The following is a 14,243-nucleotide window of genomic DNA, read 5'->3' on the forward strand; positions in this document are numbered from 1 at the left end:
CGCACATGGCCGGGGGCGATGAGGCAGAATTCATACCCTCGGCTGGCCACGCTGCCCGCTGACGGACAAGAGGCGGACCATGGCAGATTTTCATGCACCCGAGGCCCCGCGCGCCCATTCTGGCCACGAAGGCGCGGGCGCGTATCACAACGCGCAAACCGCCCCCCGATGGGACGAAACATCCGCCCAGGGAAGTCTGGGCCGGGCGACCTATGCGCTTGGGTCGCTGGTCTCGGTTGGGCTGGTGATCGGGCTTGGTGTCTGGGGGTATCAGCTGCTCGCGCGGGATGTCAGCGGCGTGCCGGTGATCCGCGCCGCCACCGGCCCGATGCGCGTGCAGCCCGAGGATCCGGGCGGGCGCCAGGCGCAGAACCAAGGCCTTTCGGTGAACGCGGTCGCCGCGGTCGGCACGGCGGGCCGGGCGCCCGATCAGCTGATCCTCGCGCCTGCGCCGCTTGATCTGTCAGAGGATGATGCGCCGGCCCCCGCGCGGCGCACCGAGGCGGCACCCACGCCCGCATCAGAGGCTGCCCCGGAGGTTGTCGCAGAGACCGCTACCGAAGCTGCCCCCGAAGGCGCAGAGGCGGCAGCGCCCTCCGATAATGACGGCACGGGCGCCATGCTGGCGCTCGCCGAAGCGCTCAGCGATGGCGTAACGCCGATGACCCCCCTTGCGGATGCGCCGACGCAGATGAACGAGGCCATTGACGCGGCCGTGGCCGATGTGGTCGAGGCGGCAGACGAACCCACAAATGGCATCGCCGCCTCCCTGCGCCCCAAGGCCCGCCCGGCGGACCTGAGCAACATTCGCCAGGTCGCGGCAGCAGCCCCGGCGAGCGGTGGGCGCGACGTCGACCCGGACAGCATCGCCGTCGGCACACGGCTCGCGCAGCTTGGCGCCTTCTCCAGCGAGGATATCGCCCGCGAGGAATGGTCCAAGCTGACCTCGCGTTTCGAGGAATACCTCTCCGGCAAGGACCGCGTCATTCAGCGCGCCACCAGCGGCGGCCGTACTTTTTATCGCCTGCGCGCGCTGGGGTTCGAGGATCTGGCCGACGCGCGCCGGTTCTGCTCTGCTCTCGTGGCGGAAAAGGCCGAATGCATTCCAGTGGTTACGCGCTGATCTTCACCTGAACGGAGCTTCGGCATGACCCATTTCGGCGCCACCATTCTGGATGCCACCGGCACGCGGCTGAGCGCCGAAGAAAAGCGTTTCTTTGCCGATGCGGACCCGTTCGGCTTCATCCTTTTCGGCCGCAATATCGAAAGCGCCGATCAGGTCCGCGCCCTTTGCGCCGAGATGCGCGAGGCGGTCGGACGCGAGGCGCCCATCACCATCGACCAGGAGGGCGGGCGCGTGCAGCGTTTGCGCGCGCCGACATGGCGCAGCTGGCCCGCGCCGCTTGCGCAGGTCAAGGCGGCGAGCGAGCACGCGCGCGAGGTCATGTACCTGCGCTACCGCCTCATCGCACACGAGTTGCGCGCGCTCGGCATCGACAGCAACTGCGCGCCGCTGGTCGATGTGGCGGGCGCCCAGACCCACGATTTCCTGCGGGATCGCTGCTATGGCACCGACCCAGCCCGCGTGGCAGAGCTGGGCCGTGCCGTGGCGGACAGCCTTTTGGACGGCGGCGTTCTGCCCGTGCTCAAGCATATCCCCGGCCATGGCCGCGCGCAGGCCGACAGTCACCTTGATCTGCCGGTGGTCGAGGCCGATCTGGCCGCGCTGACCGCCTGTGATTTTGCCCCTTTCAAGGCGCTCAGCGATCTGCCGATGGGCATGACCGCGCATCTGGTCTACGCCGCCATCGACGCGCTGCCCGCCACGATCTCGCCCCGCATGATGCGCCTCATCCGCGAAGAGATCGGCTTTGGCGGTCTGATCATGACGGATGACATTTCGATGAAGGCGCTCAGCGGCAGTTTGACGGATATCACGCGCGCCTCGCTCGATGCGGGCTGCGATATCGCGCTGCTGTGCAACGCCTCGCTCGAAGATCGCCGCGCCGTGGCCGACGCGGCCGGGCGGCTGGATGCGGCGGGTCAGGCCCGCGCCGAGGCAGCGCTGGCCGCGCGCCGTATGCCCACGGAGGTTGACATTTCTGCGCTGGAGGCAAAGCTGTCCGCCATGAGCGGCGGCGATGCATATGGCGGATGAGAGTTGGGACGAACCGCGCGAAAGCGTGGCCGAGCGGCAGGCCGCAGAGGCGCTGATCGTCGATGTAGACGGCTTTGAAGGGCCGCTTGACCTGCTTTTGACGCTCAGCCGCACACAGAAGGTGGACCTGCGCAAGATTTCGGTTCTGCAACTGGCCCGCCAATACCTCGAATTCGTCGAGAAGGCCCGCCAGCTTCGGCTGGAGCTGGCCGCGGATTACCTCGTCATGGCCGCTTGGCTCGCCTTTCTGAAATCACGCCTGCTGCTGCCGCCCGACCCCGAGGAGGAAGGCCCCTCGGGCGAGGATCTGGCCGCGCATCTGGCGTTTCAGCTGGAGCGGCTACAGGCGATGCGTGATGTGGCCGCCCGGCTGATGGCACGCGGACAGCTGGGGCGCGATTTCTTTGCCCGGGGCCGCCCCGAAGAGGTCACGCGCACGCGGCGCGTCACCTATACCGCGACGCTCCTGGACCTCATGCAGGGCTATGCGCGCACCCGTACGCGGGACGAGTTTCGCCCATATGCCATGGACCGCGACGCGATCTTCTCGCTTGATCAGGCGCTCGAGCGGATGCGCGGGCTGATCGGCTTTGGCGGGGATTGGACCGATATTTCGACCTACCTGCCCGACGGTTTCGGCACCGATCCGGCGCGGCGCCGCTCGGCCATGGCCTCGACCTTCGCCGCCTCGCTGGAATTGGCCAAGGAGGGCCGGATCGAACTGCGGCAAGGCGATGTCTTTGGGCCTATCGAACTTCGCAAACGGGATGGACAGCGTGGCTGAGGATACCGATATCAAAGAAGAAAGCCTGTTCGCGGCGCCCCCCATGGCCGAGCAGGAGCGGATGATCGAGGCGATCCTCTTCGCCGCGCCCGACCCAGTGACTGTGCGCGAGCTTGAGGCCCGGATGCCCCATGGCTGCGACGCCGCCGAGGCGCTGGTCCATCTGCGCCGCCGCTACGAGGGGCGCGGCGTGCAGCTTTGCCGCGTGGGCGACGGCTATGTCATGCGCACGGCGCCGGATCTCGGCTTTTTGATGGAGCGCGAGACGACCGAGACCCGCAAGCTGAGCCGCGCCGCGATCGAGACGCTGGCGATCATCGCTTACCACCAACCCGTCACCCGCGCCGAGATCGAAGAGATCCGCGGCGTCGCGGTCAGCCGCGGCACCGTCGATCAGCTGCTGGAGTTGGAGTGGATCCGCTTTGGCCGCCGCCGCATGACGCCGGGGCGGCCAGTCACTTTTGTTGTGACAGACACGTTTCTAGCGCATTTCGGGCTGGAAACGCCTCGTGACCTGCCCGGTCTCAAGGAATTGCGCGCCGCTGGTCTTCTCGACAGCCGTCTGCCGCCGATGTCGATGCCGGGTGCGAAATCAGAAGACGACGAGGACGAATTGCCCTTGGAAGAGGGCGATCAGAGTGAACTTTTCGAAGAATGACAGAAAGGCCCTGAAAATTCCTTGTTTAGATGCTAGATATTGAACAGAGGATATAAAGCAGGAGGGCGCAATGAACGCCAATCAGATGATTAACATGGCGATGCGCATGATCATGCGCCGTCTCATGCGGTCCGGCGTGGATGCTGGCATCGGCGCCGTGGGCAAGCGTATGTCCAAGGGCAAAGAGCCGGGTGCGGCACCTTCTTCGGGCGAGACTCAAAAACGCGCGCGCAGCACGATGAAAATCGCGCGCCGCATGGGGCGCATGTAAGAGGCCGATCTCATCCAATACATCAAGGTCGGCTTACACCGATTTGAAATGTTTCGATAGTTTCAGCCCCTGACCCTGATAATTCGAGCTGAGCCCGGCGCCATAGAGCGTAGCGGGCTCTTCGCTCATACGCTCGTATATCAGGCGTCCGACGATCTGCCCGTGCTCCAGCACGAAGGGGGCCTCGTGGCAGCGGACCTCCAGCACGCCGCGAGAGCCGGTGCCTCCCGCCGCACCATGGCCGAAACCCGGATCGAAGAAGCCCGCGTAATGCACGCGGAACTCGCCCACCATGGCCAGATACGGGGCCATCTCTGCGGCGTATCCGGGCGGGATATGAACGGCTTCGCGGCTGACAAGGATGTAGAAGGCGCCGGGATCGAGAATGATCTGCCCGCGCTCCGTATGGACCTCTTCCCAGAACTCGGCAGGATCGTAATGGCCGATATTGTCCAGATCGATCACGCCTGTATGAGGTTTGGCCCGGTAACCGACAAGGGTGCCACTGCTGGGGCAAAGATCGACCGAGAAGCCAAGACCGTCATCGATCACGGGCGCATTGTCGACCAGCGTGTCAGAGGCATGAAGCGCTGCCAATTCGGCATCGGTGAGCGCGGCGGCGCCGCCGCTGAACCGGATCTGGTTCAGGCGCATGCCGGGGCGCACGAGGACTGAAAACGAGCGGGGACAGATTTCGGCATAAAGCGGTCCCGTATAGCCCGGCGGCACGCGGTCAAACTCAGCGCCGCCATCGGTGATGGCGCGCGTCAGCAGATCCAGCCGCCCGGTCGAAGATTTGGCGTTTGCGGTGGCCTGGATACCCTCCGGCAGGTCCAGTGCCTCCATCAGGGGCACCACGTACACACAGCCCTTTTCCAGCACAGCGCCTGCGCTGAGGTCAATGCGGTGCATCTCGAACTCGGCCAGCCGGTCCGACACGCGGCGCCCGGCGCCCGCAAGAAAGGACGCACGTACCCGGTAGGCGACGGTACCAAGGCGCAAGTCGATGCTGGCGGGTTGGATCTGCTCGGGGCGCACAGGCGGGTCGGCTGTGATGGCGCCTTGGGCGATCAGCCGTTCGAGTTGCTGGCTGGAGAGAACCCCGGTCATCGCTGCGCCCCTATCAAACTTTCAACGGTTTACCCGCGTTGGAGGGGCTTTGCAATTGATTGAAAGGCGGTTCCGGCAGAGCGTATGACAGGTGTCGCGGGGTGGAAATGGTCGGGCTAGCAGGACTCGAACCTGCGACCTTCCGTCCCCCAGACGGACGCGCTACCAGGCTGCGCTATAGCCCGACACTGGCGCTTTCATACTTGTTTTCGCGGCGACGACAAGGGGTAAATCCCGATTTTCGCCGCAGCGATCAGGATGATTTCCGGCCATCGCCCATTCGCGCCCGCAGATCTGCGAGGCGCGCCGCGATATCGGCGTATTGTGCTGCGCTCTGGGTGTCGGCCTTGTCCATACCGGTCAGTGCCGAGAGGGGCGAGGGCGGCGCCGCGATATCGTCTGCGGGGTCTTCCGGCGTCTCTACGCTGGCAATCGCGGGCTTTTCCGGCGCTGCCTTGGGCATTTCGGACGCTGGGCTGTCGTTCTCTTGCGGCGCAGGCGTTTCGGTGGTGGCGCCAGCCTCTGATTTTTTGACGGCGGCTACTGCGGGCGATTCGGCAGGCTCCGGCGTTGACGCCGGGGCGGCGTCGGTATCGGAAGTCGCAGCCTCTTGGGGTGCCTGGGGCGTCGCGACCTCTTCGGCGCTTGTTGGCGCGGGGCTGGGCGCTGCATCATGCGGCGCGCGCATGATACGCGGCTTTTCCTTCTCTGCGCTTTTCGATGGCGCATCCGGCTGTGTCACAGGTGTCTTTGCTGTAGGCGCGGCCTCTTGCGGCGTAACCGCGTCTTCTGCGCCCGCAGCCTCATCCTCTGTGGCTGGCTCTTGTGCAACTTCTTCGGTTGCTGTCTCGGCCGTGCCGGCCGAAGGCACCGCCGCAGCGCTCCGGTCAAAACTGACGACTTCGCCGCGGGGCGGCTCGTCCTTGCTATCGACGTCCAGTGCGATGCCCGCCAGCGCCTCATCCTCACCTGTCTGCGCCTCAAGATCCGCCGCCAGGTCGGCATCGAGGGGCGGGGACATGGCGGCGACATGGCGCACGCCTTGCTCGCGCATAACCTTTTGCACGCCTTTGATGGTCATGCCTTCGTCGTGCAGGAGTTTACGGATTCCGCCCAGCAGCTGCATGTCGGCGGGCCGGTAATAGCGCCGCCCGCCAGCACGCTTGACCGGCTTCACCTGGGTGAACTTGCTCTCCCAAAAGCGCAGAACGTGGGCGGGAATGCCCAGCCAGTCTGCGACTTCACTGATGGTGCGAAAGGCATCCGCGGATTTGGCCATGATCAGCGCTTGTTGCCTGCGGCGACGCGTTCCTTCATCAGGTGCGATGGCCGAAAGCTGAGAACGCGGCGCGGATTGATGGGCACTTCTTCGCCAGTCTTGGGATTGCGTCCGACACGCGCCGATTTCTCGCGCACGGAAAAGGTGCCAAAGGATGAGATCTTGACCTGCTCGCCGCGCACCAGCGCGTCCGACATATGGTCCAGCACGGCCTCGACCAATTGGGACGAATCGTTTCGCGACAAACCGACCTCGCGAAAAATTGCCTCGCTCAGATCCATCCGCGTCAGTGTCTTGTCACCCATGGCCATCCCCCGATTGCTTTTGCACGACAATAGGGTGTTAGAAATTTGCGAGTCAATTACAATGGCTTGGAGCGGGCTGTTTAAGCGGGATTTGCGCCGAATGCCGCGCGCTACCAGCGCAGTGCGACGGCGCCCCACGCAAGACCCCCGCCGATCGCCTCGCTGAGAATCAGATCACCGCGCTTGATGCGCCCATCCGCGACACCCACCGACATGGCCAGCGGGATCGACGCGGCGGAGGTATTGCCGTGGTCCTGTACGGTCTGGATCACGCGGTCCATCGGCACGCCCATCTTCTTGGCGGTGCCTTGGATGATGCGGATATTGGCCTGATGCGGCACGATCCAATCAACGGCGTCCGCGCTCACGCCCGTCTTTTCCAGCGCGGCCTCGGCGGTCGAGGTCAGCTTGTCCACGGCCTTGCGGAAGAGAGGGTTGCCCTGCATGCGCAGTTTGCCCGCAGTGCCCGTGGTCGACACACCGCCATCAACATAGAGCATCTCGCGGTAGCGCCCGTCCGAGTTGAGGTCGGTCGCCAGAATGCCGCGATCTTCCGATGTGCCGGCGCCTTCCTCGGCACCCAGGATCAATGCACCGGCGCCGTCGCCGAAAAGAACGCAGGTGCTGCGATCGGTCCAGTCCATGATTCGGCTGAACGTCTCGGCCCCGATCACCAGAAGGCGGTCAGCCTGACCCGATACGATCATCGCGTTGGCATTGCACAGCGCATAGATAAAGCCCGCACAGACGGCCTGCACATCAAAAGCGAAGCCGCGCGTCATGCCCAGTTCGGCCTGCACCATCGTGCCGACCGAAGGGAAGGTCAGATCCGGCGTGGATGTGGCGACGATGATGCCGTCGATTTCGGATACGTCGATGCCCGCATTATCCAGCGCGGAGCGCGCGGCGCGCACGGCGAGATCCGACGTGGTCTGGCCTTCGGCGGCGAAATGGCGCCGCTCGATCCCCGAACGGGTGCGAATCCATTCATCGGACGTGTCGACCAGTTTCTCGAAATGGCTGTTCGGCATGATGCGGTCGGGCAGATAATGCCCAATTCCGAGGGGAACGGCGCGGCGGATCATCGGGACATCTCCGTGCTGCTTTGGCTTGTCACGCCCTCGTCGTCATCCGATAGGGCACTGTCCTGAGCCGGCAGTGTGGCCGAAGCTACGCGGGTGGCCAGTTTCTCGGAAAAGCCGCTTTGCGCCAGCTCGTAGGCCAGCTTGACGGCGGAGGAGACCCCGGTCGCGTCCGCGGCACCGTGGGATTTGACGACTGTACCGTTGAGGCCCAGAAAGACGCCGCCATTGACGCGGCGCGGGTCGATCCGCTTTTTCAGGCGGCGGAGCGACGGGTAGGCCAGCAGCGCGGCGATGCGCGACAGCCAAGAATATCGAAACGCCTCGCGCAGCTCATCGGCGATCAGTGTGGCGGTGCCTTCACCGGTTTTCAGCGCGACATTGCCGGTAAACCCATCGGTCACGATGACGTCCACGGTATCGCCCGGCAGGTCGCGCCCCTCGACGAAGCCGACGAAATCGAAATCCGCGCCGCGCGCATGGGCGGTGATCAGGTCATGTGCCTCGCGCAGCTCGGCGCGGCCCTTGTGCTCTTCTGTGCCGACATTCAGCAGGCCGATGCGCGGGCGCTTCACGCCCTGGCCGTTGCGGGCATAGGACGCGCCCATCAGCGCGTATTGCATCAGATCCTTGGCATCGGCGCTGATATCCGCGCCGCCATCCATCAGGAGGTTAAAGCCTTGCGGATTGCGCGAGGGCCACATGACGGCGATGGCGGGGCGATAGATGCCGGGCAGGCGGCGCAGGCGCAGTACGGACATCAGCATCAGCGCGCCGGTATTGCCGCAGCTGACGCAGACTGTCGCCTCACCGGCGCGCACCGATTCCAGCGCGGACCACATCGAGGTGTCCTTGCCGTGGCGCGCCACATGCCCCGGCTTGTCGTTCATCGTGACCACGCCGGACGCATCGCGCAGGACGCAGCAGTCGCTCAGATTGCGGTGCTTGGCGATAAGGGGGCGCAGCTCGGCTTCGGGGCCGTGCAGGATGAAGGCAATGTCGCTGTTGCGCGCGGCGCTTTCGGCGATGCCGGCAACGACTGTAGCGGGACCCATATCACCGCCCATCGCATCAACCGAGATGACGGTCTTGTCCTTGAACTTCGCAGCGATGTCGGGATCGGGTCGGTCGGCCGAGGCGCCGGATTGGTCATCGGCCGCGTTATCAGTCTTTGCGTCCTTGCCAGCCGATTTGGCGACGTCCCCCGCGCCTGGATCAGGCGCCGGGGACGTCGAAATATCGGCGGTGCCGGACAGGCTTTTGCCCGATTGGCTCGTGCCGGACTGGGCCGGATCTTTGTCTGGACGCGCGGTCATGCGGGCGGTCCGTCCTCAATTATGATCGGGCACGGGCGATCCCGGCGCCGAATGGGCCGGGATGGGGCGGAGGTCAGGCCGCGTCTTCGTCCAGATCGATGTCGTCAGCCATGGCGACGATTTCACGATCTGCATAGTGACCACATGCCGAGCACACGTGATGCGGGCGCTTCAGCTCGCCGCAATTGGGGCATTCGTTGGGGTTGGCACCCGAGAGGGCGTCATGCGCGCGGCGATTGTTGCGGCGCGATTTCGATACTTTGTTCTGCTGGACGGCCATGTCGCGATCCCGATTCCTGTGGGCCGCTTCGGCCCTGTTTCCATGAGGTTGTGCGGCACATAGTCCGCCTTGGGGCGCCGGTTCAACCCCCAATTCCTGTGAGAGCGCGAAAATACAGCGATTTGCCGCGCCCGCAAGCGAATTATCGCGTGGCTACTCGGGATCTTCGTCCTTGGCCGACATTTGGGCGCGCAGCGCGGCCAGCCCGGCAAAGGGCTTGACCGCGTCGTCGTCAAGCGGCGCCTCGCCGGGCGGGGCGGCGATGACGCGGGCCGGCCCGGCATCTTCCTTGCGCGGATAATCCGGCAGCGATAGCGCCAGCGTCTCGATCAGCACGCGCGCAAGGTCGATCACCTCGCCCAGGGGCTCTTCGGTGTCGTCCTGCGGCATCTCGATACCGTCATCGGGTGTCGGCTCCAACTCGGCAGGCCGCGGCATGTCCGACAAAAAACGCCGCTCGACCTGGGTGTCGATGCGCGATGTCACCGGCTGGAGCGTGACGACGCATTCTTGCGTCGCTGTCGCGCCCAGCTGCGCCACAAGGCGCCAGTCGCGCCGGCCCATCGGGGCCAGAGTGCCGCGAAAGGCCACTTTGCGCAGGCCAAGCACGCCCAGTTCCTGCGCCATCGCGCGGCGCGCATCCTCGTCCGGCACGATATCAAAGCTGAGTGTCGTGCCCTTGGGCAGTTCGGCCACGCGCAGCGCGGCGGCATCTGTCAGTGGCTTTGCCATGGCGAGAACCGCTTCCTTTCTTGAACCTTGGGTATGGAGTGTTGTAAGCGGGATAAAAGGCCCAGCGGGCCGGGATGCAAGAGGGCAGTCATGTTCGGGACCCATTTTTCGCTCAAGGCGCGTGCCGCGGGTATCGCCAAAGTCGCGGGGCTTGCCGGGATACTGGCGCTGGCGGGCTGCTCGGCCACCTACCAGAACCACGGCTACGTCCCTCCCGAAGAGGATCTGATGCAGCTGGCGCCCGGTGTCGACACCCGCGCCACCGTGGATGATGTGATCGGCGCACCCTCCGCGTCGGGCATGCTGTCCGAGGGCGATTACTACTATGTCCGCAGCCGCGTGCGCCACTACGGGATGTTCGAACCCGAGGTGATCGAACGGCAGGTGCTGGCGATCAGCTTTGACGGTCAAGGCGTTATCTCGAACATCGAGCGGTTTGATCTGCGCGACGGCAATGTCGTGCCTCTGTCGCGCCGTGTCACCGACTCGACCGTTCAGGGCAAGGGCTTCTTGCGCCAGATGCTGGGCAATATCGGCAACGTCAATCCCGCCGACTTCTTCTAGGGGGCGGTTGCGGGGGCTGGGCACATGACCTCCGTGGATGCAGGGCGGCGCTACATCGCGCGCATCGGGGCAGGGGCCGCAGATCTTGCGGCGGCGCAGGCGCTGCGCGGTCTGGCCTTTGGGCTGTCACAGGCGGATGGCGATGGCTTTGACGAAGGCGCGGTCCATGTTCTGATCGAGGATCGCCGCGAGGGGATATTGGCCGCGTGTTTTCGCTTGGGCCTTTTTGTATCGGGCATAGACGCAGCCGAGAGCAGTTATTCCGCGCAATTCTACGATTTGGCACGGCTCACCGCGTTTCCTGAACCAATGACCGAGTTGGGGCGATTTTGCGTGCGCCCGGGCGCGCGCGATCCCGACATCCTGCGCGTCGCTTGGGGCGCGATCACGGCGCATGTGGATGCGGGCGGCATCACATTTTTGTTTGGCTGTACGTCTTTTGCGGGCACCGACCCGAAACCGTATTCGCAGAGCTTTGCGGCGCTGGCCGCGCAGCATCTGGCGCCGCGCCGCTTTGCGCCCGCGCGCCGCGCGGCGCAGGTGGTTCCGCTGGCGCGCTCCCCGTCAGAACAACCGGGCGATGGGATAGAGGCGCGCATGATGATGCCGCCGCTCCTGCGCAGTTACCTGGGGATGGGCGGCTGGGTCAGCGACCACGCGGTGATCGACCCCGCAATGAATACGATCCACGTCTTTACCGGGCTCGAGATTGCCCGCATTCCCGAAGCACGCAAGCGCCGCCTGCGCAGCACGCTTGACGGCGCCGCCCCGGCACGGTAGCGGGCGCCATGGCAGCACGTCCCCCCCTTTTGCAACTCTCGGATATCTCCCTCACTTTCGGGGGTGATCCGGTATTCGCGGACCTCTCGCTGGTCGTCCAGCCGGGCGATCGGGTCGCGCTCGTCGGACGCAATGGATCGGGCAAGTCGACCTTGATGAAGGTGATGGCCGGTCTGGTCGAGCCCGATGCAGGCACGCGCGTGATCGCGCCCGCTTCCTCGGTCGGCTATATGGAGCAGGATCCGGACATGGCGGGCTTTGCCACGCTGGGCGACTTCGCCGCCAGTCAGCTGGACCCGGCCGAGCATTACCGCGTCGAGATGGCGGGCGAGGGCCTGAAGTTCGATCCCGCCCGCGCGGTCGAGACCGCCTCGGGCGGCGAGCGGCGGCGCGCCGCGCTGGCCAAGCTGATGGCCGAGGCGCCTGAGCTGATGCTGCTGGACGAGCCGACGAACCATCTGGATATCGAGGCGATCGCCTGGCTGGAAAACACGCTGAAAGACACCCGGACGGGATATGTCCTGATCAGCCACGACCGCGCGTTTCTACGTGAGCTTACCCGCGCAACCCTCTGGATTGACAGGGGAATGGTCCGGCGCCAGGAAAAGGGATTTACTCATTTCGAGGAGTGGCGCGACAAGGTTTGGGAGGACGAGGACCAACAGCGCCACAAGCTGAACCGCAAGATCAAATCCGAGGCCCGCTGGGCCGTCGAGGGCATCAGTGCGCGGCGCAAGCGCAATCAGGGCCGCGTGCGCGCCCTGCAGGACCTGCGCGCCGAGCGGTCAAGCCAGATCAAGCGTCAGGGCGCCGCCGCGATGGCGCTGGAGGCCGGGCCGAAATCGGGCAAGAAGGTCATCGAGGCTGAAGGCATTTCAAAGGCTTACGGCGACAAGGTGATCTTGCAGGACTTCTCGCTGCGTGTGCTTCGCGGCGACCGGATCGCGCTGGTTGGGCCCAATGGCGTCGGCAAGACGACGCTTCTGAATATGCTGCTGGGGCAGGAGGCGCCCGATACGGGCACCGTCAGCCTCGGCACCAATCTCATGCCTGCCGTCTTTGACCAGGCGCGCGCGCAGCTCGACCCCGAGATGAGCCTTTGGGATTCGCTGACGGGCGATCCCGACATGCGCGTTTCGGGCAAGGCCGATCAGATCCTCGTGCGCGGATCGCCGCGCCATGTGATCGGCTACCTCAAGGAGTTTCTCTTTGACGAGGCGCAGGCGCGCGCGCCTGTCCGCTCGCTCTCGGGCGGAGAAAAGGCGCGGCTGCTTCTGGCCAAGCTGATGGCGCGCGAATCGAACCTTCTGGTGCTGGACGAGCCGACGAACGATCTGGATATCGAGACATTGGATCTCTTGCAGGAGCTTCTCGACGATTACGACGGCACGATCATCCTCGTCAGCCATGACCGCGATTTTCTGGACCGGATCGCCACGACCACAATTGCGATGGAGGGCAATGGCCGCGCGACGGCCTATGCGGGCGGCTGGACCGATTATCAGGCGCAGCGTCAGCCCGAATGGGCTGCCTCGGCTAGCCCGGCGCCCAAGACAACATCAAAAAGTCAGAGTAACGCTCAGGTTTCAAAAGATAATCCTGAGAAGTTGAGCTTCACCGAGAAGCACCGTCTGGCCGAGTTGCCGGGCGTCATATCACGGCTTGAGGCCGAGATTGCCAAGCTGGAGGGGCTGATGGCCGACCCCGAGCTGTTCACGCGCGAGCCGGTGAAATTCCGCAAGGCGACCGAGGCGCTGACATCGCGCCAAGAGGCGCTGGCCAGCGCCGAGGAAGAGTGGCTGATGCTGGAAGAGAAGGCCGGCTGATCAGCGCAGCCGCGGTCCAAGCGCGCCGATGGCGACGACGGTGATGAGGATGCGCAGGATGTGGTGCATCGCCACAAAGGCCGGATCCGCCGCGAGGCTAAGCGCGATCAGCCCCATCTCGGTCACGCCGCCCGGTGCGAAACTGATCAAAAGCGTGTCGAAGTTTACGCCCATCAGCGGGCGTAACAGCAGCGCGATCGCCGCCGCCAGCGCCAGCATTCCCGCCACGGAGGCCAGCGCCAGCGCGGCACCGCGCAGCAGCATCCTGTGCCCGATTCCCGCAAAACGCAGGCCAAGCGCGGTGCCAATGACAACCTGCGCCAAATTGACGAGCCAAGGCGGCACATCCAGATGCACCAGCCCCGCGAGGTTGAGCGCTGCCGCGACCATTAGCGGCCCTGTCAGCTGCGGCGCAGGTAGGCGCAGCGCCCGGCCCAGGACCCAGCCGACAAAGCCCGCCAGCGCCAGCCAGGGCAGGGCGTTCCACGGGACGGGTGCGCTGGCCATGCTGACCCCTGCCGAGCTTCCGACTGGCGCCCCGAGGTAGAGGGACATGCCAATGGGCAGCACGCTGACCACGACGACGATCCGCAGAAACTGCTGTGTCATGAGGCGGGGCAGGTCGGCGCCCGCCGCCTCGCCAAGTGCGATGCTCTCGTATAGGCCGCCGGGCGCACCCGCAAAGAATGCCGTGGCCCGATCATAGCCTCCGACCCGCCTGAAGAGTGTGTAATTGCCGGCAAGCGCGATGAGCGTGAAGGCGGTAAGGGCTCCAAAGCTGATGAGAAGGTTTGGGAGATCCGCGAAGAGCTCCGGCACAACCTGCGCGCCGATCATCAGGCCGATCATGGCGATGAACGCCTCGCGAAGCGGCTGGGGAAAGCGGTAGCCTTGTGGCACGATGCGCGCCGCGCGGGTTGATATCAGCGCGCCAACGACGATTAGCGGACCCAGCATGAAAGGCAGCGGCACAGACAGCGCGCGTGCCACAAAGGCCGCGATGCTGCCCAAGGCCAGGAGCAAGATTGTCGAGAGGATTCGCACGCCCGGTGTCATGGCAAGTGCCGCATGTCGTGCGTTCCGGCGTCAATAATCAGT

At 65.1% G+C, this 14,243-nt stretch carries 16 protein-coding genes and 1 tRNA gene; 8 read left to right on the forward strand and 9 right to left on the reverse strand.

Going from position 1 to position 14,243, the window contains the following annotated elements:
* Nucleotides 1–79 precede the first annotated feature (79 nt).
* The 5 genes from BW975_RS09525 to BW975_RS09545 all read left to right on the forward strand — a co-directional run bounded on the left by BW975_RS09525 (nt 80) and on the right by BW975_RS09545 (nt 3,871).
* Nucleotides 80–1,123, forward strand: a complete 1,044-nt coding sequence (locus tag BW975_RS09525) for an SPOR domain-containing protein (RefSeq protein WP_083687032.1) — start codon at nt 80–82, stop codon at nt 1,121–1,123.
* A 24-nt stretch (nt 1,124–1,147) separates the two neighbouring features.
* Nucleotides 1,148–2,158 carry a beta-N-acetylhexosaminidase gene (gene nagZ, locus BW975_RS09530; protein WP_076532968.1) on the forward strand — a complete coding sequence of 337 codons (1,011 nt, stop codon included), beginning with the start codon at nt 1,148–1,150 and terminating at the stop codon, nt 2,156–2,158.
* The gene (locus tag BW975_RS09535; RefSeq protein ID WP_076533607.1) at nt 2,148–2,942 is read left to right on the forward strand and encodes a segregation and condensation protein A; all 795 of its coding nucleotides are present in this window, start codon (nt 2,148–2,150) and stop codon (nt 2,940–2,942) included. The genes nagZ and BW975_RS09535 overlap by 11 nt, the downstream gene beginning before the upstream one ends.
* A complete protein-coding gene (gene scpB / locus BW975_RS09540; protein ID WP_170846569.1) occupies nt 2,926–3,600 on the forward strand; it encodes an SMC-Scp complex subunit ScpB in 675 nt (224 codons plus the stop codon). Before BW975_RS09535 ends, scpB begins: the two co-directional genes overlap by 17 nt.
* A 70-nt stretch (nt 3,601–3,670) precedes the next feature.
* Nucleotides 3,671–3,871, forward strand: a complete 201-nt coding sequence (locus BW975_RS09545; RefSeq protein WP_076532969.1) for a hypothetical protein — start codon at nt 3,671–3,673, stop codon at nt 3,869–3,871.
* 33 nt (nt 3,872–3,904) lie between these two features.
* On the opposite strand, the gene BW975_RS09550 is transcribed toward BW975_RS09545, so the two are convergent.
* From BW975_RS09550 to BW975_RS09585, 8 genes are all read right to left on the reverse strand, one after another.
* Complete coding sequence (locus BW975_RS09550; protein WP_076532971.1) at nt 3,905–4,981, reverse strand: 2'-deoxycytidine 5'-triphosphate deaminase; 1,077 nt, start codon at nt 4,979–4,981, stop codon at nt 3,905–3,907.
* Nucleotides 4,982–5,089: 108 nt separating this feature from the next.
* Nucleotides 5,090–5,166: transfer RNA gene (locus tag BW975_RS09555), tRNA-Pro, on the reverse strand.
* 68 nt (nt 5,167–5,234) lie between these two features.
* Nucleotides 5,235–6,260: a MerR family transcriptional regulator gene (locus BW975_RS18245; RefSeq protein ID WP_076532972.1), complete on the reverse strand. Its 1,026-nt coding sequence runs from the start codon at nt 6,258–6,260 to the stop codon at nt 5,235–5,237.
* Between the two features lie 2 nt (nt 6,261–6,262).
* Nucleotides 6,263–6,565, reverse strand: a complete 303-nt coding sequence (gene ihfA / locus BW975_RS09565) for an integration host factor subunit alpha (RefSeq protein WP_076533609.1) — start codon at nt 6,563–6,565, stop codon at nt 6,263–6,265.
* Nucleotides 6,566–6,675: 110 nt separating this feature from the next.
* Nucleotides 6,676–7,650, reverse strand: a complete 975-nt coding sequence (locus BW975_RS09570) for a beta-ketoacyl-ACP synthase III (protein WP_076532973.1) — start codon at nt 7,648–7,650, stop codon at nt 6,676–6,678.
* Nucleotides 7,647–8,963, reverse strand: a complete 1,317-nt coding sequence (plsX, locus tag BW975_RS09575; RefSeq protein WP_272482019.1) for a phosphate acyltransferase PlsX — start codon at nt 8,961–8,963, stop codon at nt 7,647–7,649. The genes BW975_RS09570 and plsX overlap by 4 nt, the downstream gene beginning before the upstream one ends.
* A gap of 73 nt (nt 8,964–9,036) precedes the next feature.
* Nucleotides 9,037–9,243, reverse strand: coding sequence for a 50S ribosomal protein L32 (gene rpmF / locus BW975_RS09580; RefSeq protein ID WP_076532974.1), 207 nt, complete (start codon nt 9,241–9,243; stop codon nt 9,037–9,039).
* A gap of 153 nt (nt 9,244–9,396) precedes the next feature.
* A complete protein-coding gene (locus tag BW975_RS09585; RefSeq protein WP_083687034.1) occupies nt 9,397–9,975 on the reverse strand; it encodes a YceD family protein in 579 nt (192 codons plus the stop codon).
* 90 nt (nt 9,976–10,065) lie between these two features.
* On the opposite strand from BW975_RS09585, the gene BW975_RS09590 reads away from it, so the two are divergent.
* The 3 genes from BW975_RS09590 to BW975_RS09600 are packed head-to-tail and all read left to right on the forward strand — an operon-like array spanning nt 10,066 to nt 13,145.
* Nucleotides 10,066–10,539, forward strand: coding sequence for an outer membrane protein assembly factor BamE (locus tag BW975_RS09590; protein WP_083687035.1), 474 nt, complete (start codon nt 10,066–10,068; stop codon nt 10,537–10,539).
* Nucleotides 10,540–10,563: 24 nt separating this feature from the next.
* Nucleotides 10,564–11,319, forward strand: a complete 756-nt coding sequence (locus BW975_RS09595; RefSeq protein ID WP_076532975.1) for a GNAT family N-acetyltransferase — start codon at nt 10,564–10,566, stop codon at nt 11,317–11,319.
* Nucleotides 11,320–11,327: 8 nt separating this feature from the next.
* On the forward strand, nt 11,328–13,145 hold the full coding sequence (locus tag BW975_RS09600; RefSeq protein ID WP_076532977.1) for an ABC-F family ATP-binding cassette domain-containing protein: 1,818 nt from the start codon (nt 11,328–11,330) through the stop codon (nt 13,143–13,145).
* Here the strand turns inward: BW975_RS09600 and BW975_RS09605 are convergent, their stop codons facing one another.
* Nucleotides 13,146–14,201: an AbrB family transcriptional regulator gene (locus tag BW975_RS09605; RefSeq protein WP_076532978.1), complete on the reverse strand. Its 1,056-nt coding sequence runs from the start codon at nt 14,199–14,201 to the stop codon at nt 13,146–13,148.
* Nucleotides 14,202–14,243 lie beyond the last annotated feature (42 nt).

Source organism: Roseovarius nanhaiticus, from assembly GCF_900156535.1.
In the GTDB taxonomy this organism is placed as follows: domain Bacteria; phylum Pseudomonadota; class Alphaproteobacteria; order Rhodobacterales; family Rhodobacteraceae; genus Roseovarius; species Roseovarius nanhaiticus.

What these genes read in the sequence shown, in the direction of transcription:
- BW975_RS09535 (WP_076533607.1), top strand. Translation starts at nt 2,148, where the DNA reads ATGGCGGATGAGAGTTGGGACGAACCGCGCGAAAGCGTGGCCGAGCGG.
- ihfA (WP_076533609.1), bottom strand. Translation starts at nt 6,565, where the DNA reads ATGGGTGACAAGACACTGACGCGGATGGATCTGAGCGAGGCAATTTTT.
- plsX (WP_272482019.1), bottom strand. Translation starts at nt 8,963, where the DNA reads ATGACCGCGCGTCCAGACAAAGATCCGGCCCAGTCCGGCACGAGCCAA.
- BW975_RS09595 (WP_076532975.1), top strand. Translation starts at nt 10,564, where the DNA reads ATGACCTCCGTGGATGCAGGGCGGCGCTACATCGCGCGCATCGGGGCA.
- rpmF (WP_076532974.1), bottom strand. Translation starts at nt 9,243, where the DNA reads ATGGCCGTCCAGCAGAACAAAGTATCGAAATCGCGCCGCAACAATCGC.
- BW975_RS09570 (WP_076532973.1), bottom strand. Translation starts at nt 7,650, where the DNA reads ATGATCCGCCGCGCCGTTCCCCTCGGAATTGGGCATTATCTGCCCGAC.
- BW975_RS09545 (WP_076532969.1), top strand. Translation starts at nt 3,671, where the DNA reads ATGAACGCCAATCAGATGATTAACATGGCGATGCGCATGATCATGCGC.
- nagZ (WP_076532968.1), top strand. Translation starts at nt 1,148, where the DNA reads ATGACCCATTTCGGCGCCACCATTCTGGATGCCACCGGCACGCGGCTG.
- BW975_RS09525 (WP_083687032.1), top strand. Translation starts at nt 80, where the DNA reads ATGGCAGATTTTCATGCACCCGAGGCCCCGCGCGCCCATTCTGGCCAC.
- BW975_RS18245 (WP_076532972.1), bottom strand. Translation starts at nt 6,260, where the DNA reads ATGGCCAAATCCGCGGATGCCTTTCGCACCATCAGTGAAGTCGCAGAC.
- BW975_RS09550 (WP_076532971.1), bottom strand. Translation starts at nt 4,981, where the DNA reads ATGACCGGGGTTCTCTCCAGCCAGCAACTCGAACGGCTGATCGCCCAA.
- scpB (WP_170846569.1), top strand. Translation starts at nt 2,926, where the DNA reads ATGGACAGCGTGGCTGAGGATACCGATATCAAAGAAGAAAGCCTGTTC.
- BW975_RS09600 (WP_076532977.1), top strand. Translation starts at nt 11,328, where the DNA reads ATGGCAGCACGTCCCCCCCTTTTGCAACTCTCGGATATCTCCCTCACT.
- BW975_RS09590 (WP_083687035.1), top strand. Translation starts at nt 10,066, where the DNA reads ATGTTCGGGACCCATTTTTCGCTCAAGGCGCGTGCCGCGGGTATCGCC.
- BW975_RS09585 (WP_083687034.1), bottom strand. Translation starts at nt 9,975, where the DNA reads ATGGCAAAGCCACTGACAGATGCCGCCGCGCTGCGCGTGGCCGAACTG.
- BW975_RS09605 (WP_076532978.1), bottom strand. Translation starts at nt 14,201, where the DNA reads ATGACACCGGGCGTGCGAATCCTCTCGACAATCTTGCTCCTGGCCTTG.